This is a genomic window from Streptomyces sp. NPDC059398, from assembly GCF_042751845.1.
GTDB lineage: Bacteria > Actinomycetota > Actinomycetes > Streptomycetales > Streptomycetaceae > Streptomyces.
In genome coordinates, this window is sequence record NZ_JBHYWP010000004.1 from 24,378 (window position 1) to 41,134 (window position 16,757).

The window sequence follows — 16,757 nt, forward strand, 5'->3', positions numbered from 1 at the left end:
GGGGGGTGGTCTGTGTGTTCCGTGTCCCGCCCCCCCCCCCCCCCCGCCCGCCCCGCACACCCTGCTATACCCCCCGTGCTCGCCCCTCTCCCCCCCCCGGGCCGGATCGACGTACGGCCGATCCGGCAGATGTCGGGCACCAGCGAGTTCAACGAGGTCTTCTTCGACGGCGCGCGGGCCGACTGCGTGGTCGGCGGCGAGGGCAACGGCTGGCAGGTCGCCATGGGCCTGCTCGCCCTGGAGCGCGGGGTCTCGACCCTGGTCCAGCAGATCGGCTTCGCCCGCGAACTCACCGAGGTCGTCGAAGCGGCGCTCGCTTCGGGCGCCACCGCCGACCCGGTGCTGCGCGACCGGCTGGTACGCCAGTGGGCCGAGCTGCGCACCATGCGGTGGAACGCGCTGCGCACCCTGGGGCGTACGGACGACGCGGGCGCCCCGAGCGTCGCCAAACTGCTCTGGGGCGGCTGGCACCAGCGGCTCGGGGAGCTCGCGGTGCAGGTGCGGGGTGCGGGCGGGGCCGTCGGGCCTTCCGCCTGGGCGCCGAGCAGCCCGTACGAACTCGACGCACAGCAGCGGCAGTTCCTCTTCAGCCGGGCCGACACGATCTATGGCGGCTCCGACGAGATCCAGCGCACCATCATCGCCGAGCGGGTGCTCGGCCTACCGAGGGAGCCGAGATGAGGGGTGTCGTCTTCGACGGCAAGCAGGCCCAGGTGGTCGACGACCTGGAGATACGTGATCCGGGGCCCGGCGAGGTCCTGGTGGACGTCGCGGCGGCCGGGCTCTGCCACAGCGATCTGTCGGTGATCGACGGGACGATCCCGTTTCCGGCGCCGGTGGTGCTCGGCCATGAGGGTGCGGGGGTGGTCGAGGCGGTCGGGCCGGGTGTGAAGCATGTGGCGCCCGGTGACCATGTGGCGCTTTCCACGCTCGCCAACTGCGGGGCGTGCGCCGACTGCGACCGCGGCCGGCCGACGATGTGCCGCAAGGCGATCGGCAGGCCGGGGCGGCCGTTCTCGCGGGGCGGCGAACCGCTCTACCAGTTCGCGTCCAACTCGGCCTTCGCGGAACGCACCGTCGTCAAGGCGGTCCAGGCGGTGAAGATCCCCGCGGACATCCCGCTCACCTCGGCGGCGCTGATCGGGTGCGGGGTGCTCACGGGGGTCGGGGCGGTACTGAACCGGGCCAGGGTCGACCGCGGTGAATCGGTGGTCGTCATCGGTACCGGCGGTATCGGCCTCAATGTCCTTCAGGGCGCCCGGATCGCGGGCGCCGAGGTGATCGTGGCGGTGGACGCGAACCCGGCGAAGGAGGCGGTGGCCCGGCAGTTCGGGGCGACCCACTTCCTCACATCGGCGGACGGCGTACGGGACATCCTGCCGAAGGGCGCCGACCACGCCTTCGAGTGTGTCGGCCGGGTGGAGCTGATCCGCCAGGCCGTCGACCTCCTCGACCGCCACGGTCAGGCGATCCTGCTGGGCACCCCGCCCGCGATGGCGGAGGCGTCGTTCCTGGTGTCGTCCCTGTTCCTGGACAAGTCCATCCTCGGCTGCCGGTACGGGGCTTCACGCCCGCAGCGGGACATCCCGCTGTACGCGGGGCTGTACGCCCGGGGGGAGCTGCTCCTCGACGAGTTGGTGACCCGGACGTATCCGGTGGAGGACTTCGCGGGGGCGGTGGCCGATGCGGAAGGGGGGCGGGTGGCGCGGGGGGTGCTGACGTTCTGAGCGGTGCGGCACCGTCCCACGGGGCTCCGGCCCCGGACCCCGCTCCTCAAGTGCCGGATGGGCTTCGTGTTAAGCCCCTCCTGGGGGCACCTCCCAGCGGTAGCTGGGGGAGCTTGAGGAGCGGGGGTGCGGGGGCGGAGCCCCCGGAAAACGGTCAGCTGTCCCCGGAGGGCGCCCGCAGCCTCCGTACCTGGGGCGACAGCAGCGCCCCGCACGTCGCGAGCACCGTGAGCCCCGCGCACCCGGCAAGCGCAGCCCGGGGCCCGACGACCGCCGCGATCGGGCCTGCCACCAGCAGGCCCAGCGGCGCCAGGGCGAGGGAGCCGAACCAGTCGTAGGAGCTGACCCGGGACAGCACCTCACCGGGGATCTCCCGCTGCATGGTGGTCTCCCACAGCGCGCCGAACACATCGCTGGCCAGGCCCGAGCAGAACATCGCCAGGCAGATCACCCAGACCGGCGCGTGCGCGGCGAGCAGGGCCATCGGTACCGCGATCACGAAGACCGCGAGGACCGCGACGAGGACCGGGCGACGCACCCGTAGCCGTACGGCGAACGACGCCCCCGCGACCGTTCCCACCGCCTGCGAGGCCACGATGGCGGACCAGGGACCCGCCCCGCCGAGGTGTTCCTTCGACTCCAGCGGTCCGAGCACCCCGGCGGTCGCGGAGATCGCGGCCACCATGACGGCTGCCTGGCAGACCACGACCCACAGCCACTGCCGGGAGGCGAACTCCCGCCAGCCGTCGCGGAGATCGGCCCAGCCGGAGGACTTGGCCCGTACGGCCGTCGTCAGCCGCAGCCCCCGGATCAGCCCGGCGCTCACCACGAAGGACGCCGCGTTCAGGGCGAGCGCCCAGCCCGCGCCGAAGGTGGCGACGGTCACGCCGGACAGGGCGAGCCCGAGCACCGTCGAGCCGTTCATGCCGACCCGCAGCCAGGCGTTGGCCTGCTGGAGCTGCGCGGAGGGGACGATCTGCGGGACGACACCGGACATCGCCGGGGCGAACAGCGCACTGGCCGTGCCCGCCAGGGCGGCCAGCAGGCACATCGCGGTCAGCGGGGCGTGCCCGGTGAGCACCATCGCGGCGAGTGCGCCATACGCGGCGGCGCCCAGCCAGTCCGAGATCATCATCAGCCGGGACCGGGACATCCGGTCCGCGATCACCCCGCCGATCAGGATGAGGACCAGCTGCGGCAGCGCCTGGCAGGCGAGCACCAGCGAAAGCCGCCCGGGGGTGGCCCCCGGCAGCGAGAGCACCGCGAACGCCAGCGCCACCCGGGCGAAGGCGTTGCCGAGGACCGAGATGGTCCGCGCGGACGCGAGCAGCATGAACCGCCGGTCACGCCGGAGCGCGGCCGTCCCGCCACCGGCCGCAGCGGCATCACGGTCCGTACCGTCCGTACCGTCCGCGCCGGCCGAACCGTCCGTACAGTCCGCTCCGGCCGAACCGTCCGCAGGGACCGGGGCCGGCCCCGGAACCGGGACCTGGACCGGCACGGGAACCGGTCCCACAGCCGAGTCGACCACCGCACCGGCAGCCGGGTCGACCACCGCACCGGCAGCCGGTTCCGGGGCCGGGTCAGCAGTGGTTTCGGAAACGTCAGGGGGGAGAGCCATGGGCGGACACCTTACGAGAGCGGGGCGGCCGGGTCGCCCCGCGCGGGTGCCCATTCGGGCCACATTCCCTCCCGTACGGAGCAGTCGTGATCCGGCCGGAATTCAGCACGCCGTCACCGCTCGGACACCGTACAGGCCAGGCGCCCCAAGGGATTTCGCGCGATCCGATGCCGAACGGCCGACGCTTCCGGGAACTGTCATGCGCACGATGCGTGGCGTTCAGCCCCCCGGCCACCTCGCCCTGTGAATCTCAACCGCGACAAGAGACCCCACAGGAGCCAGGGAGTCAATCCGTATGTCCGCAGACGACGCAGCACGCTCCGCTCTCACCGGCCGCCGCAGGTTCCTCGCGGGATCGGCCGCCGCGCTCGGCGCCGCCGCGGCCGCGCAGCTTCCGTTCTCCGGCAGCGCGTCCGCCGCGGCGCCCGTGTCCGCCCCCTTCACCGGATCAGCCGCGGCCCCGAAACTTCCTGACGGATTGTTCAGACTCGGGGTCGGCTCGGGCGATCCGCTGCCGGACGCGGTCGTGCTGTGGACCAGGCTCGCGCCCGACCCGCTGGTGAACGGCGGTGGCATGCCGGACACCCCCGTCACCGTCGAGTGGCAGGTCGCCGACGACGCGAAGTTCACCAGGATCGTCCGCAGCGGCACCGAGCAGGCCGTGCCCGCGCTGGCCCACAGCGTGCACGCCGACGCCAAGGGGCTCCGGCCCGGCCGCCAGTACTGGTACCGCTTCCGCTGCGATGGCCAGATCTCGACGGTCGGCCGGACCCACACCGCGCCGTCGCCGCTCGCGGCCGGCGGCAGCCTCCGTATCGCACTCGCCTCCTGCCAGAACTGGCAGCACGGCTACTTCACCCCGTATGCCGACATGCGCGCACAAGACCCTGACCTGGTCCTCTTCGTGGGCGACTACATCTACGAGTCCGCCCCGGCCGCCAATTCCGTACGGGTGCACACCGGCAAGGGCGAGCCGTACACGCTGGACGAGTACCGCAACCGCTACGCCCAGTACCGCACCGACCCCGACCTCCAGGCCATGCAGGCGTACGCGCCCTGGGTGGTGACCTTCGACGACCACGAGGTCGACAACGACTTCGCGGGCGAGGTTCCGCAGGACCCGGCGAAGCAGTCGCACGACGCGTTCGTCGCCCGGCTCACCGCCGCGTACCAGGCGTACTACGAGCACATGCCGGTCCGGGCCACGGCGGTGCCGCACGGTCCGCACATCCAGATGTACCGGCGCTTCGACTACGGCCGGCTCATCCGGCTGAACGTCCTGGACACCCGGCAGTTCCGCACCGACCAGGCCGCGACCCAGGCGGGCGCCGAGGAGCCGTCCCGCACGATGCTGGGCGCGGCGCAGAAGGACTGGCTGCTGCGCGGGCTGACCCGCTCGCCCGCCCGCTGGAACGTCATCGCCTCCCAGATCATGATGGCCGAGACCGATCTGCTCCCGGGCAAGGGCAAGCTCTGGTACTACGACGCATGGGACGGCTACCAGGTCGAACGGAACGCGCTGATGCGGCAGTTCCAGTCGGTGCGCAATCCGCTGGTGCTCTCGGGCGACCGTCATCTGACCATGATCAGCGACTTGAAGAAGGACTTCGCCGACCCGAAGTCAGCCGTGGTCGGGGCGGAGTTCGTGGGGACGTCGATCTCCAGCAACGGGGACCAGGACCAGGCCGTGTTCCACCAGCAGTGGGACCCGCTGAAGGCGGACAACCCGCACTGGAAGGTCATCGACGCCCACCGCGGCTACCACCTCTTCGACATCGGGGAGTCGTCGGTGGACGCCCAGGTCCGGGTGGTGGACACCGTACTCAGCAAGAAGGCCAAGGCCAGCACGCTCGCCCGCCTCCAGGTGCGGTCGGGACGGCCGGGTGTGCAGGTGGTGTGAGCCGGCGGCGGCGCGGGCGCGTTCTCCCCACGGGCCCGCACCCGGACCGTCTCCCGGGGACCCGGACCGTCACGCGGGGGTCCGGGTCCGGAACGTACGGCGGTAGACGGTCGGCGGTACCCCCAGCGCGGCCTGGACGTGCTGCCGCATGGACTGGGCCGTGCCGAAGCCCGCGTCCCTGGCCACCTGGTCGACCGACAGGTCCGAGGACTCCAGGAGGTGGCGGGCGCGTTCGACCCGCTGCCGGATGAGCCACTGGCCGGGGCTGAGGCCCGCCTCCTCACGGAACCGGCGGGTGAAGGTCCGTACGGACATCGACTCCTGCGCGGCCATGTCCCGCAGCTGTATCGGTTCGTGCAGCCGGGCGAGGGCCCAGGCGCGGGCGGCGGTCGTCGTCGCCGAGCGGTCGTCGGGCAGCGGGCGTTCGATGTACTGGGCCTGGCCGCCGTCCCGGTGCGGCGGGACGACGGTCCGGCGGGCCACGTCGTTCGCCACCGCCGTTCCGTGGTCGCGGCGCACGATGTGGAGGCAGAGGTCGATGCCCGCCGCCACGCCCGCCGATGTCAGGACGTCGCCGTCGTCGATGAACAGCACGCCCGGGTCGACCAGGACCGTGGGGAACAGCCGCTGGAAGTGCGCGGCGGACGACCAGTGCGTGGTGGCGGGGCGGCCGTCCAGATATCCGGCGGCGGCCAGCACATAGCCTCCGGTGCAGATGGAGACCAGCCGGGTGGCGGGTCTGACGCGGTCGAAGGCGGCGGCCAGTTCCGCCGTCAGCCTGCCCTCCTCGTACACCGGGCCCAGTTCGTACGAGGCGGGGACCACGACCGTGTCGGCGGTGGCCAGTTCCTCCGGGCCGTACTCGGCGAGTATCGAGAAGTCGGCGTCCGTACGGACCGGGCCCGGGGGGCGTACCGAGCAGGTCACCACCTCGTACAGCGGGCGGCCCGCCGTGTCGCGGGGGCGGCTGAAGATGCGGTGCGGGATGCCGAGTTCGAAGGGGAGCACTCCGTCCAGGGCGAGTACGACGACGCGGTGCGGGCGCGGGTTCGGACGGGGCACGGGTTCCTCCCTGGGGCAGAACGGGTGACAGTGACCGGGCGGGGCGGTGGCCGATGAGACGGGTCTGGTGGTCCAGACCTGTCCTTGATATGCATCGGACACTGTGACTGACAAGCACCCGGCCGACCAGGTCATTCCCCGCACGTCCCACCCCGCCGCCGATGCCACCGCCCACGCGGCCCCCGCCGCCGATGCCACCGCCCACGCGGCCCCCGCCGCTCCGAGGAGCCCCTTCGGGCCGCCGAGCGAGCCGCTCACCCTCTGGAACCGTAACTTCCGCTTCTTCTTCACCGCCCGTACCGTGGCCCGCTTCGGCGACGGCATGGTCCCGGTCGCCCTCGCCGCCGGCCTGCTCGACACCGGCCACGGGGCCTCCTCCGTCAGCTTCGCGCTGGGCGCCTGGATGGTCTGCTTCGCGGGCTTCGTCATCGTGGGCGGGGTGCTGGCCGACCGGTTCACACCGCGCCGGATGATGGTGCTCGCCGACGCGATGCGGCTGGTGGCGACGACTGTGCTCGCGGTCGTCTTCGTGGCGGGCGCGCCGCCGCTCTGGCTGGTGTACGGGCTGAGCGCGGTCAACGGTCTGGGCGCCGCGCTCTTCCAGCCGGGCGTCGCGAGCATGCTGCCCAAGGTGGTGCCCGACGTGCAGCGGGGCAACGCGCTGCTACGGGTCGCCGAGTCGCTGACGACGATGGCGGGCCCGGCGGCGGCCGGTGCGCTGGCCGGAGTGGGCGGCCCCGGCACGGTCTTCGGGGTCAACGCCGCGACCTTCGCGGTCAGCGGCTGCTCCCTCTTCCTCATCCGGATGGCGCCGATGGCCCGCACCCACGGGGAGACGCTCGTCGCCGAGATCGTCGGCGGCTGGCGGGAGTTCAGGGCGCGCAACTGGCTCTGGGGCGTGATCGCGGTGTGGACCGTGTACGGGGTGACGGTGCTCGGGCCGCTCACCCCGCTGGAGGCGGTCGTGGTCACCGAGCGGCACAGCTCGGCGGTGTACGGCCTGATGATGACGGTCAACGGCGCGGGCAACGCGGTCGGCGGCCTGATCGCCATGCGCGCCCGCCCGCGCCGCCCGCTCTTCGCGGGCACCTTCGCACTGTTCGGGGTCATCGCCAATCTGCTGGTGCTGGCGTACGACGTACCGCTCGCCCTGCTGTCGGCGGGCTTCTTCGTCGGCGGGGTGGCGTTCGCGTTCTGGCTCGTCATGTGGTCGACGACGGTCCAGACCCATGTACCGCCCGAGGCGCTCAACCGGCTGCACGCATACGACGTGGCCGGTTCGCTGATCATGCTCGCGGTGGGGCGGGCGCTGGCCGGTCCGGTCGCCGAGGCGGCCGGGATGAAGCGGGTCCTGGTGACCGGGATGGTGATCAACGTGCTGGTGTGCGGGGTGCTCTTCGCGGTACCGGCGATCAGGGGGCTGCGGCGCAAGGCGGAGCTGGGGCTCTAGTTGTTCTGTCCGGGGAGGTGGTGAACGCGTCTGGCGTACAACGGGGATCCGGTACATGCACGGTCACTGGCACTGAGTGGTCCTACGCGACCCTGACCACGTACTTGCCCTGGACGCCGCCCGCCTCCAGCGCCTGGTGTGCCGCTGCTGTCTCCTCCAGGGGGAAGACCGTGTCCACCGCAGGGCTCAGCTTGCCCTCGACCACATGGCGGGCGAGGTCGTCGAAGTCCGCCCGCGTGGGGTTGCCGCTGAAGAAGCGCACCCGGCCGCTTCCGTGGACCGTGCTGGCCGCGAGGTAGCCGAGCGACGCAGCGGGCCGTTTCAGGTCGAAGGCGATGGTGACCATGCGCCCGCCGGGATTCAGCAGGCGCCGGAAGGCCCGCAGATCGGTCCCCGCGGTGTCCACGACCACGTCGAAGCGGCCCAACTCCGCCGGCCGCACGGTCCGGTGGTCGACGGCCTTGTGCGCGCCGAGCCCGCGGACGAAGTCGAGGTTGGCTGCGCGGGCCAGGGCCGTGACCTCTGCGCCGTACGCCCGTCCGAGCTGGACGGCAGCGTTGCCGACACCGCCCGCCGCGCCCCGGACGAGGAGTCGTTCGCCGGGGCGCAGCCCGGCTTTGTCCCGCAGCGCGGTGATGGCCGTGGTGGCCACCGGCAGTGCGGCGGCGTCCACCAGGTCAAGGCCGTCGGGGAGCCGGCCGACCCGCTCGGTGGGTACGGTCACGTACTCGGCGGCGCTGCCGAACCCGGAGGCGCGGCCCAAGACCCCCCATACGCGGTCGCCGGCCGCGAACCGTGTGACTCCGGCCCCCAGTGCGGCGACCTCGCCTGTGAAGTCCAAGCCGACGCGCTTGGGGAATTTCCGGCCGCTCAGGAGGCGGAGGCGGCCGGCACGGGCTGCCAGTTCGCCGCCGTTGACGCTGAACGCGCGCACCTTCACAAGGACCCTCCCGGGGGCCGGCTCAGGGCGTGGCACGCGGCCCGTGTAGAGCACACCGGGGTCGCCGTAGCGGTCGTAGAGCACTGCCTTCATCATCCGGTCGTTCATCGTTCTGCCTTTGCCGCCGGGGGCCGTACAGGGATCTGGCATCGACCGTAAGCTCTTAAGTGGACGCAATCGTCCGCTTGGACCGGAAGCGAGAGACAGTGATGGCGGAATCCTCTCGGATCACAGCCCGGGACGGGGTGCGGGCGGACGCCCGGCGCAACCGGGAGCGGGTCCTCGTCGCCGCCCGTGCGGTCTTTGCGGAGCACGGGATCGACGCCCCGATGGCGACCGTGGCCCGACGGGCCGGGGTCGGCGTGGCGACGCTGTACCGGCATTTCCCGACCCGGGACGCCCTGGTGAGAGGCGCGTTCGCGCAGCAGATGGAGACCTGCGCGCGTGCGCTCACCGAGGCTCTGGCCGCCCCTGACCCGTGGCAGGGCTTCCAGCAGCTGGTCGAGACCGTCTGCGCTCTGCAACGGGAGGAACGCGGGTTCCCGGCCGCGTTCGTCGCGGCCTTCCCGGAAAGCACGTCGGAACACGCGCAGTACCGGCAACGAGCCGAGCGGGACTTCACGACTCTGGTACGCAGGGCCCAGGCTTCGGGCGCGCTGCGGGCCGATTTCCACCCTTCTGACCTCGCCGTGGTCCTGTTGGCACACTGCGGCCTGGTGACCGCTCTACCGGATGATGGTGCAGCGTCCCGGCGCCTGGTGGCCTATCTGCTCCAGTCGTTCCGCACCGACCCGGCCAGCAGACCGCTGCCCCCGCCGACTGCGCTGACACTGCGCAGCTTCCCGATGGCAACTGACGGCCCCCAGGGACAGCGGTCCCCCAGAGCCTGACATGGAACGGTGCCTGCCGCAGGGCACGTCCAGTCATCCAGCGGTATCGCAAGGACCAGGGCTCGCCCACCGGCGAGGCGTTGACTCATGCCGCCAGTCGCGCCCTCAGCCTCACAGGACAACGCACGTAGCGGTGGTCCAGGTGGGTGGCCCGATCATATCGAAGGCTGTCCCTCCGGCCACTCGTACGGCCCTGGCGTGTGCCCTGATGCTGGCGGTGTGTCCCAGACATCGGAACCCCTCGTCCCGCAGACTGCGCCCCTCGTACAGCCCGCGCAGCCACCCCACGGCCCGGGCCGGCCCCGGCTGCACCGGGCCTGGTTGGTGGCCGCCGTCACCTTTGTGACGATCGTCGGCGCCGCGGCCTTCGCCTCGCTGCCGGGGCTCCTGATCGACCCGCTGCACGACGAGTTCCACTGGTCGCGCGGCACCATCGGCTTCGCGGTCTCGGTGAACCTCGCGCTGTACGGCCTGACGGCGCCCTTCGCGGCGTCGCTGATGGACCGCTTCGGGATCCGCCGCGTGGTGGCCGTCGCGCTCACCGTCATCTCGGTGGGCTCGGTGCTCACGGTGTGGATGACCGCCGCCTGGCAACTGGTCCTCTACTGGGGTGTGCTGGTCGGCGCCGGCAGCGGCTCGATGGCGCTGGCCTTCGCCGCGACGGTGACCAACCGCTGGTTCGTCGCCCGGCGGGGCCTGGTCACCGGCGTCCTCACCGCGGCGAGCGCCTCGGGGCAACTGGTCTTCCTGCCGGTTCTCTCCTGGCTGGTCGTGCACCACGGCTGGCGCCCGGCCGCGGTGACGGTGGCGCTCGCGGCGCTGGCGGTCGTACCGCTGGTCTGGCTGCTGCTGCGCGACCATCCGTCGGACGTGGGCCGGTCGGCCTACGGGGCAACGGAGTTCGTACCGAAGCCGCCCCCGCGCACGGGCGCGGCCCGGCGGACGGTCGGGGTACTCGTCGCGGCGGCCAGGACCGGTCCGTTCTGGCTGCTCGCCGGGACCTTCGCGATCTGCGGGGCGTCCACCAACGGCCTGGTGAAGACCCACTTCGTCCCGGCGGAGCACGACCACGGCATGCCGGTCACGGCCGCCGCCTCACTGCTCGCGGTGATCGGTGTCTTCGACGTCGTGGGCACGGTCGCGTCCGGCTGGTTCACCGACCGCTTCGAGCCTCGCAGGCTGCTTGCGGTCTACTACGCGCTGCGTGGCATCTCGCTGCTCCTCCTGCCGATGCTGCTCGCGCCCTCCGTCCACCCGCCGATGCTCCTCTTCATCGTCTTCTACGGCCTGGACTGGGTCGCCACGGTCCCGCCGACGATCGCCCTCTGCCGCGAGCACTACGGCGAGGACAGCGCGATCGTCTTCGGCTGGGTGCTCGCATCCCACCAGGTGGGCGCGGCGCTGGTCGCCTATCTGGGCGGTGTGGTGCGGGACGTCTTCGGCTCGTACGACGTGATCTGGTACGCGTCGGGCGGGATGTGCGCGGTGGCGGCTCTGATGGCCCTGGTCCTCAGGTCCCGCGCGGCGGGCCCGGTGCGTACGACGGCGGGTGCGGTGGGCTGAGTCCGCCCGCGGGGTACGCACGGGGTACGCACGGGTACGGATTCCCGAGCCCCGGCCGGCGACCGCTCAGGCCGCGTGCCCCGGCCGGTGACCGCTCAGGCGGTGAAACGGCCGAACTTCCCCTGGTGGAACAGCAGCGGTTCGCCTTCCGCCGTACCGCCGAGGGACCGCACCCGCCCCACCACGATCAGGTGGTCGCCGCCGGTGTGCACGGCGTGGATGCGGCAGTCGATCCACGCCGGTACGCCGGTGAGCAGCGGCGCACCGGTCGCGGGGGCCGGTTCGTGGGCCACCCCGGCGAACTTGTCGGCGCCGCTCACCGCGAAGGCACGGCACAGGGCGCCCTGGCCCGCGCCGAGGATGTTGACGCAGAAGGACCCGGCGCGGGCGATGCGCGGCCAGGTCGTCGACGTACGGGCGACCATGAACGCGATCAGCGGCGGGTCCAGCGAGAGCGAGGCGAACGACTGGCAGGCGAAGCCGGCCGGGCCCTCGTCGTCCTGTGCGGTGATGACGGTGACACCGCTGGCGAAGTGGCCCAGTACGCGGCGGAATTCACCGGGGTCGACCGGCAGCCGTTCGTCGTCGGCCACCGCCCGCAGGTCCGGGCGCGGGAGCGGGTCGACGGGCCCGGTGGCCGTCGGGGCGCCCACCGACCTGAGGTATCGGACGGCGGCGACCGCCATCCCTGCGTGTCCCATCATCCCCTCAGTGAACCTGACGGGCTGTCAGATGTGAAGGGCCGTGCGGCCGTCGCCCTGCTGGGCTGCGGCCCGGCCGCCGTTCCGGGGGGTGGTCGGCGGGTGAACGGGACCCCATGCCATCATCCTTTCACTAACACGTTAGTGAAAGGAGGTGGAGATGGTCGCATTCCGGATCGACCGGCACAGCGGGATCGCCACATACCTGCAACTCGTCCACCAGGTGAAGTCCGCGCTGCGCCTCGGCGCACTGGAACCGGGTGACCGGCTGCCGACGACCCGCCAGGTGGTGGCCGACACCGCCATCAACCCCAACACCGTGCTGCGGGCCTACCGCGAGCTGGAACGCGAAGGGCTCGTCGAGCCGCGCCCCGGAAAGGGGACGTTCGTCCTCCGCTCGCTCTCCACTCCGGGCGCCGCTCCCGGCTCACCGCTGCGTACCGAACTCGCGGAGTGGCTGGCGCGGGCGCGGGCGGAGGGTCTCGAACGGGAGGACGTGACGGCCCTGGTGGCCGACGCCCTGGACGAGAGCCACCCACGCCCCGCAGACCCGCATTCCACGGACCCGCATTCCACGGACCCGCATTCCACGGAGCCTCGCTCCACGGAGCCTCGCTCCACGGAGCCTCGCTCCACGGAGCCAACAGAACCACCGGAGGTAGAAAAGTGAGTGTTCCGACCCTGCCGACAGCGGTACGGGCCGAGCGGCTCGGGCACGCGTACCGCGGCACATGGGCGTTGCGCGACTGCGACTTCGAGATACCGGCGGGCCGGATCGCGGCCCTCGTCGGCCCGAACGGGGCCGGCAAGAGCACCCTGCTGCACCTCGCCGCAGGTCTGCTCCGCCCGGCGGCCGGCAGCGTCCGCGTCTTCGGCGGCGCCCCCGGCAGCCAGGAGGCCCTGGACCGTACGTCCTTCCTCGCCCAGGACAAACCGCTCTACCCCGGCTTCACCGTCGCCGACACCCTCCGCTTCGGGCGCGAGCTCAACCGCCGGTGGAACGACAAGGCCGCCGAGGCCGTCGTCCGCGCCGGCGGCATCCCGCTCACCACCAGGGTGGGGTCCCTCTCGCAGGGCCAGCGCACCCGGGTCGCCCTGGCGGTTGCCCTCGGCAAGGAGCCCGAACTGCTGCTGCTCGACGAGCCGTTGGCGGACCTCGATCCACTCGTACGCCATGAGGTCATGGGTCTGCTCATGACCGAGGTCGTCGACCGCGGGGTCACGATCCTGCTCTCCTCGCATGTGCTCTCCGAGCTGGAGGAGGTCTGCGACTACGTGCTGCTGCTCCAGAACGGCGGCGTACGGCTGACCGGTGATGCCTACGATCTCCGCGACGGCCACACCCTGGTCACCGGCCGCGCCGACCCCGGGGCACCCGACGGGCTGCCGGCCGGGCTCGACCGCGCCACCGTGGTGGAGTGCACGCTCGCGGGCCGGCAGGTGAGCGCCCTTCTGCGGGGGCCGGCGCGCGGACTCTCCGGCGGTCGCTGGGAGGTGGAACACCCCTCCCTGGAAGAGGTGTTGCTCGCCCACCTCCGTACCCCGGCCCCGTCGGCCGCCCCCGCACCGGCTCCGTCGCCGCGGGCCCGGCGGGAGGTGACGGCGTGAGGGGGACACTCTGGCTGGCCTGGCGCCAGCAGCGTACGCAGCTGGCCGTCGGCGCCGCCCTGCTGGTGGCCTGTGCGGTCTGGGTCGTGTTCCGGCACTCCGACGCGGTGTCGTTCATCGACGCGCGGCACCTCACCCTCTGCAAGGGCTGGAACGGCGACTGCAGCGCCGACGCCGCACAGCTGGTCCTGGAGAACACCGGACCGCTGCGCGTGCTCGGCGCGGCCGGCGCGGTGCTGCCGGTGCTCATCGGTCTCTTCTGGGGCGCGCCGCTGATCGGCCGCGAACTGGAGAGCGGCACCTTCCGCCTGGCGCTCACCCAGGGGATCTCGCCGGTCCGCTGGTTCGCCTCCCGGTTCGCCTTCGCCGCGGTCTGCACGGTGCTGGTCTCAGCCGCGCTGGCCGGGCTCTTCGCCTGGTGGTGGGCGCCTGTGTCGAACGCGCTGGACGGCCTCTACTGGTCCGACAGCCTGGTCTTCGACGCCACCGGCCCGGCCGCGGTGGCCGCCGCCCTCTTCGGCCTCGCGGCGGGAACGGCCGCCGGGCTCGTGCTGCGGCGGATGGTGCCGGCGATGGGGGTCGCGCTGGTCGTCATCGGGGGCGTACGGGTCGTACTGAACACCTTCCGCTTCCACACCGGCCTGGTCACCCCGGTCACCCGGTCGAGCCCCGGAATGACACCGAAGGCTCTCATCGGCAGCGCCCGTTCGGCAGGGGACTGGGGGTACATCACCCCGTCCGGCGGGCACGAGCCGATCGGCAACTGCGAACTCTCGGGCGCCGAACTCAAGCGGTGCATGGCCGCACACAGCTACACCGGCCGCTACTACAAGGTCTACCCGAGCTCCGATTTCTGGACGTTCCAGTGGATCGAGACGGCTGCCCTGCTGGTGCTGGCGGCGGCATGCGTCGCGCTCACCGTGAGCCTGCTGCGCAGGCGCCGCCTCTGAAGCGTGCCGTCCCCTCACCAGGCGCCCGCGGTGTGACGCAGGTCTCACGGAGTGCGTGCAGCAGACGGGGCCGCTTTCCCGTCGAGGAGGGGTGACAGGAAGGGATGGGGATGTGGATCTGGCAACCGAGCACGATGTCCGTATCGGAATCAGCAGGCCCGGCCCGGCGGAGTCGCCGTACGACTTCCACGGCTTTGTCGTCTCCCGGTCGGCCGTACTGTTCCGTGGGGCCCTCGTCCTGACGGGGAACCGGGAGGCCGCGGAGGACCTGGTCCAGGAGACCCTGGAGCGGGCCTGCCGTAAGTGGCGCACCATCGCCGCCAAGGACGCCCCGGAGGCGTATGTGCGGCGGATCATGGTGAACCTGGCCAACGACCGGTGGCGGAGGTTCCGCCGCACGGTCCCGCAGCAGGACGGCGGCGACCGTGCCGCCCCCGGGGACCAGTACGGGCAGGTGGACACGAGGGACCAGCTGGTCCGGGCCCTCCAGGGTCTGCCGATGCGCATGCGGACGGTCGTGGTGCTGCGGTACCTGCATGATCTGTCGGACGAGGAGATAGCGGCCGACCTGAAGATCTCGCCAAGTACCGTGCGTTCGCAGCTCGTTCGCGGCCTCGACAAGCTCAGAGGCCAGTTCCCCGCACTCGCCGGCCCTTCACCGCAGCAGCCCATGGAAGGTGTCCGATGAGTTCAGACGATTCGTGGCCTTCCGGCTGTGCGTCCTTCGAGCAGGAACTGGTGAATGCCATGAACGACTTCGTGAACACGGCCAAGGCGCCGCACTTCGACACGGCCGTCATCGAGCGAGGGGCCCGCCGCAAGCGGGTCACCGCCATCGCCGGTGTCGCCACCGCTCTGGTCGTGGCCTGCGGCGCGGGCACCGCCCTGGCCGCCACCACCGGCGGCAGCGGTGCGCACTCCTCGGTACAGACCGCCGCCGACAGCCACGCCGCCGACAGCACCACCTTCCTCGTCCGCACCAGCGACGGAAAGGTCGCCAAGGAGCGGCTGGGCGGGGCGAGTTCGTCGAGGGCCAGGGTGGGGCTCGTCCACTTCGGCCTCACGCCCAAGTTCACCCGGGTCAAGAAGGCCGACTGCCCGAAGTCGCAGGACGTGGTGGTGTCGCTCTCGCCGCACGCCCCGACAGTTCTTCAGGCGGGTGACACGGTCCTCGTGACCACCTGCTACCGCTGACCCCGGCACAACAACGGGCCTGACCTTGACCGGTCCTGGTCGATCCTGATCGGTCCTGGTCGACCGGACAGCGACAGTACAGAGTCAGGCAGTACAGAGTCAGGCGGTACAGAGTCAGGCGGTACAGAGTCAGGCGGTACAGCGGCAGGCGGTACAGAGTCAGGCAGCACAGAGGGTGGTGGCCTCGTCGGAACCGGGGCCACCACCCCCTGCATTCCACCACGCGCGCCGGGCCGCGGGGCCGGTCCTACCGCCCCCGGTACCGCGGTGTCCTGCGTTCCACGAAGGCCGCGACGCCCTCCTGCGCGTCCGCCGTCGTCATATTGATCTCCTGGGCGGCGGCCTCGGCCGCGAAGGCGGTGGTGCGGTCCGATTCCAGTGCGGCGTTGACCAGTTGCTTGGTGAGGGCCAGGGCGCGGGTGGGGCCCTGGGCCAGGCGGGCGGCCCACTCATGGGCCGTCTTCCGCAGCTCCTCGTCCGGGACCACGCGGTTGACCAGTCCGATGCGCTCGGCGTCCACCGCCTGCACCGCGTCACCGAAGAACATCAGCTCCTTGGCGCGGTGCGGGCCGATCAGGCGCGGGAGCAGATAGGCGCCGCCCCCGTCCGGGACGAGGCCGCGGCGCGCGAACACCTCGATGAACCGGGCCGATTCGGCGGCCAGTACGAGGTCACAGGCGAGCGCGAGCTGTACGCCCAGACCGGCCGCGGTGCCGTTGACCGCGGCGATCACCGGTTTCTCGCAGTCGAGTACGGCCGCGATCAGCCGCTGCGCGCCGAGCCGGATCGTACGGGCCACGTCGCCGGTGACCCGCTCGGCCGGGGCCTTCGGGCCGCCGCCCCGCAGATCGGCGCCTGCGCAGAAACCCCGGCCGGTGGCGGTGAGGACGACCGCACGGATATCGGGGTCGGCGGACGCGGCGCCCAGCAGCCCGATGACCCGCTCGCGCTGGTCCCAGGTGAGGGCGTTCATCGCGGCCGGGCGGTTGAGGGTGAGGGTGGAGACGTGGTCGGTGACGGTGTGGAGGACGGCTTCTTCCTCGAGGGAATTGTGGGAATCCAGGGAATCCAGAGAATCCGGGGAATCAGAGGAATCGGACATGCGGGTTGCCTTTCGGGCTCGGGGCTCGGCGCTCGGGGTGGTGCGGGCG

Annotated in this window: 15 protein-coding genes and 2 pseudogenes; 11 read left to right on the top strand and 6 right to left on the bottom strand. The window is 72.0% G+C overall.

Annotated elements, in window-relative coordinates; translation table 11 throughout:
- Window positions 1-96 precede the first annotated feature (96 nt).
- Both ACFXBC_RS02715 and ACFXBC_RS02720 read left to right on the top strand, forming a co-directional pair.
- Window positions 97-681: pseudogene (locus tag ACFXBC_RS02715) on the top strand (acyl-CoA dehydrogenase family protein); the annotation flags it as partial.
- Window positions 678-1,727 carry a Zn-dependent alcohol dehydrogenase gene (locus ACFXBC_RS02720; protein ID WP_385017899.1) on the top strand — a complete coding sequence of 350 codons (1,050 nt, stop codon included), beginning with the start codon at window positions 678-680 and terminating at the stop codon, window positions 1,725-1,727. The pseudogene ACFXBC_RS02715 and the gene ACFXBC_RS02720, both read left to right, overlap by 4 nt.
- A 154-nt stretch (window positions 1,728-1,881) precedes the next feature.
- On the opposite strand, the gene ACFXBC_RS02725 is transcribed toward ACFXBC_RS02720, so the two are convergent.
- Window positions 1,882-3,348: an MFS transporter gene (locus ACFXBC_RS02725; protein WP_385017901.1), complete on the bottom strand. Its 1,467-nt coding sequence runs from the start codon at window positions 3,346-3,348 to the stop codon at window positions 1,882-1,884.
- A gap of 295 nt (window positions 3,349-3,643) precedes the next feature.
- Between ACFXBC_RS02725 and ACFXBC_RS02730 the strand changes: the two genes are divergently transcribed.
- Window positions 3,644-5,248 carry an alkaline phosphatase D family protein gene (locus ACFXBC_RS02730; protein WP_385017903.1) on the top strand — a complete coding sequence of 535 codons (1,605 nt, stop codon included), beginning with the start codon at window positions 3,644-3,646 and terminating at the stop codon, window positions 5,246-5,248.
- A gap of 69 nt (window positions 5,249-5,317) precedes the next feature.
- On the opposite strand, the gene ACFXBC_RS02735 is transcribed toward ACFXBC_RS02730, so the two are convergent.
- Window positions 5,318-6,310: a GlxA family transcriptional regulator gene (locus tag ACFXBC_RS02735; RefSeq protein ID WP_385017905.1), complete on the bottom strand. Its 993-nt coding sequence runs from the start codon at window positions 6,308-6,310 to the stop codon at window positions 5,318-5,320.
- A gap of 103 nt (window positions 6,311-6,413) precedes the next feature.
- On the opposite strand from ACFXBC_RS02735, the gene ACFXBC_RS02740 reads away from it, so the two are divergent.
- Window positions 6,414-7,760 carry an MFS transporter gene (locus ACFXBC_RS02740; protein ID WP_385017907.1) on the top strand — a complete coding sequence of 449 codons (1,347 nt, stop codon included), beginning with the start codon at window positions 6,414-6,416 and terminating at the stop codon, window positions 7,758-7,760.
- Between the two features lie 82 nt (window positions 7,761-7,842).
- Here the strand turns inward: ACFXBC_RS02740 and ACFXBC_RS02745 are convergent, their stop codons facing one another.
- Window positions 7,843-8,808: an NAD(P)-dependent alcohol dehydrogenase gene (locus ACFXBC_RS02745; protein WP_385017909.1), complete on the bottom strand. Its 966-nt coding sequence runs from the start codon at window positions 8,806-8,808 to the stop codon at window positions 7,843-7,845.
- Window positions 8,809-8,909: 101 nt separating this feature from the next.
- Here ACFXBC_RS02745 and ACFXBC_RS02750 point away from each other — a divergent pair, with 101 nt between their 5' ends.
- Window positions 8,910-9,590: a TetR/AcrR family transcriptional regulator gene (locus ACFXBC_RS02750; RefSeq protein ID WP_385017911.1), complete on the top strand. Its 681-nt coding sequence runs from the start codon at window positions 8,910-8,912 to the stop codon at window positions 9,588-9,590.
- A 219-nt stretch (window positions 9,591-9,809) separates the two neighbouring features.
- Window positions 9,810-11,153 (top strand): MFS transporter, encoded by a 1,344-nt coding sequence (locus ACFXBC_RS02755; RefSeq protein ID WP_385017913.1) that lies wholly within the window; start codon window positions 9,810-9,812, stop codon window positions 11,151-11,153.
- Between the two features lie 95 nt (window positions 11,154-11,248).
- Here ACFXBC_RS02755 and ACFXBC_RS02760 read toward each other — a convergent pair whose 3' ends face one another.
- Window positions 11,249-11,839 (bottom strand): flavin reductase family protein, encoded by a 591-nt coding sequence (locus tag ACFXBC_RS02760; RefSeq protein ID WP_385018121.1) that lies wholly within the window; start codon window positions 11,837-11,839, stop codon window positions 11,249-11,251.
- Between the two features lie 175 nt (window positions 11,840-12,014).
- On the opposite strand from ACFXBC_RS02760, the pseudogene ACFXBC_RS02765 reads away from it, so the two are divergent.
- A pseudogene (locus ACFXBC_RS02765) lies at window positions 12,015-12,185 on the top strand (GntR family transcriptional regulator); the annotation flags it as partial.
- A gap of 96 nt (window positions 12,186-12,281) precedes the next feature.
- Here the strand turns inward: ACFXBC_RS02765 and ACFXBC_RS02770 are convergent.
- The gene (locus tag ACFXBC_RS02770; RefSeq protein ID WP_385018123.1) at window positions 12,282-12,587 is read right to left on the bottom strand and encodes a pentapeptide repeat-containing protein; all 306 of its coding nucleotides are present in this window, start codon (window positions 12,585-12,587) and stop codon (window positions 12,282-12,284) included.
- Here ACFXBC_RS02770 and ACFXBC_RS02775 point away from each other — a divergent pair.
- The 4 genes from ACFXBC_RS02775 to ACFXBC_RS02790 all read left to right on the top strand — a co-directional run bounded on the left by ACFXBC_RS02775 (window position 12,521) and on the right by ACFXBC_RS02790 (window position 15,606).
- Window positions 12,521-13,462 (top strand): ATP-binding cassette domain-containing protein, encoded by a 942-nt coding sequence (locus tag ACFXBC_RS02775; protein WP_385017915.1) that lies wholly within the window; start codon window positions 12,521-12,523, stop codon window positions 13,460-13,462. The two genes, ACFXBC_RS02770 and ACFXBC_RS02775, sit on opposite strands and share 67 nt — an antisense overlap.
- The gene (locus ACFXBC_RS02780; protein ID WP_385017917.1) at window positions 13,459-14,412 is read left to right on the top strand and encodes a transporter; all 954 of its coding nucleotides are present in this window, start codon (window positions 13,459-13,461) and stop codon (window positions 14,410-14,412) included. The genes ACFXBC_RS02775 and ACFXBC_RS02780 overlap by 4 nt, the downstream gene beginning before the upstream one ends.
- Before the next feature lie 142 nt (window positions 14,413-14,554).
- Window positions 14,555-15,100 (top strand): SigE family RNA polymerase sigma factor, encoded by a 546-nt coding sequence (locus ACFXBC_RS02785; RefSeq protein WP_385018125.1) that lies wholly within the window; start codon window positions 14,555-14,557, stop codon window positions 15,098-15,100.
- On the top strand, window positions 15,097-15,606 hold the full coding sequence (locus ACFXBC_RS02790; RefSeq protein WP_385017919.1) for a hypothetical protein: 510 nt from the start codon (window positions 15,097-15,099) through the stop codon (window positions 15,604-15,606). Before ACFXBC_RS02785 ends, ACFXBC_RS02790 begins: the two co-directional genes overlap by 4 nt.
- 247 nt (window positions 15,607-15,853) lie before the next feature.
- Here the strand turns inward: ACFXBC_RS02790 and ACFXBC_RS02795 are convergent, their stop codons facing one another.
- Entirely contained in the window at window positions 15,854-16,708 is an 855-nt protein-coding gene (locus ACFXBC_RS02795) for an enoyl-CoA hydratase/isomerase family protein (protein WP_385017921.1), read from the bottom strand.
- Window positions 16,709-16,757: the final 49 nt, after the last annotated feature.

What these genes read in the sequence shown, in the direction of transcription:
- ACFXBC_RS02745 (WP_385017909.1), bottom strand. Translation starts at nt 8,808, where the DNA reads ATGAACGACCGGATGATGAAGGCAGTGCTCTACGACCGCTACGGCGAC.
- ACFXBC_RS02760 (WP_385018121.1), bottom strand. Translation starts at nt 11,839, where the DNA reads ATGGCGGTCGCCGCCGTCCGATACCTCAGGTCGGTGGGCGCCCCGACG.
- ACFXBC_RS02795 (WP_385017921.1), bottom strand. Translation starts at nt 16,708, where the DNA reads ATGTCCGATTCCTCTGATTCCCCGGATTCTCTGGATTCCCTGGATTCC.
- ACFXBC_RS02720 (WP_385017899.1), top strand. Translation starts at nt 678, where the DNA reads ATGAGGGGTGTCGTCTTCGACGGCAAGCAGGCCCAGGTGGTCGACGAC.
- ACFXBC_RS02725 (WP_385017901.1), bottom strand. Translation starts at nt 3,348, where the DNA reads ATGGCTCTCCCCCCTGACGTTTCCGAAACCACTGCTGACCCGGCCCCG.
- ACFXBC_RS02730 (WP_385017903.1), top strand. Translation starts at nt 3,644, where the DNA reads ATGTCCGCAGACGACGCAGCACGCTCCGCTCTCACCGGCCGCCGCAGG.
- ACFXBC_RS02790 (WP_385017919.1), top strand. Translation starts at nt 15,097, where the DNA reads ATGAGTTCAGACGATTCGTGGCCTTCCGGCTGTGCGTCCTTCGAGCAG.
- ACFXBC_RS02770 (WP_385018123.1), bottom strand. Translation starts at nt 12,587, where the DNA reads ATGTGCCGCGGTACGCGTGCCCGAGCCGCTCGGCCCGTACCGCTGTCG.
- ACFXBC_RS02750 (WP_385017911.1), top strand. Translation starts at nt 8,910, where the DNA reads ATGGCGGAATCCTCTCGGATCACAGCCCGGGACGGGGTGCGGGCGGAC.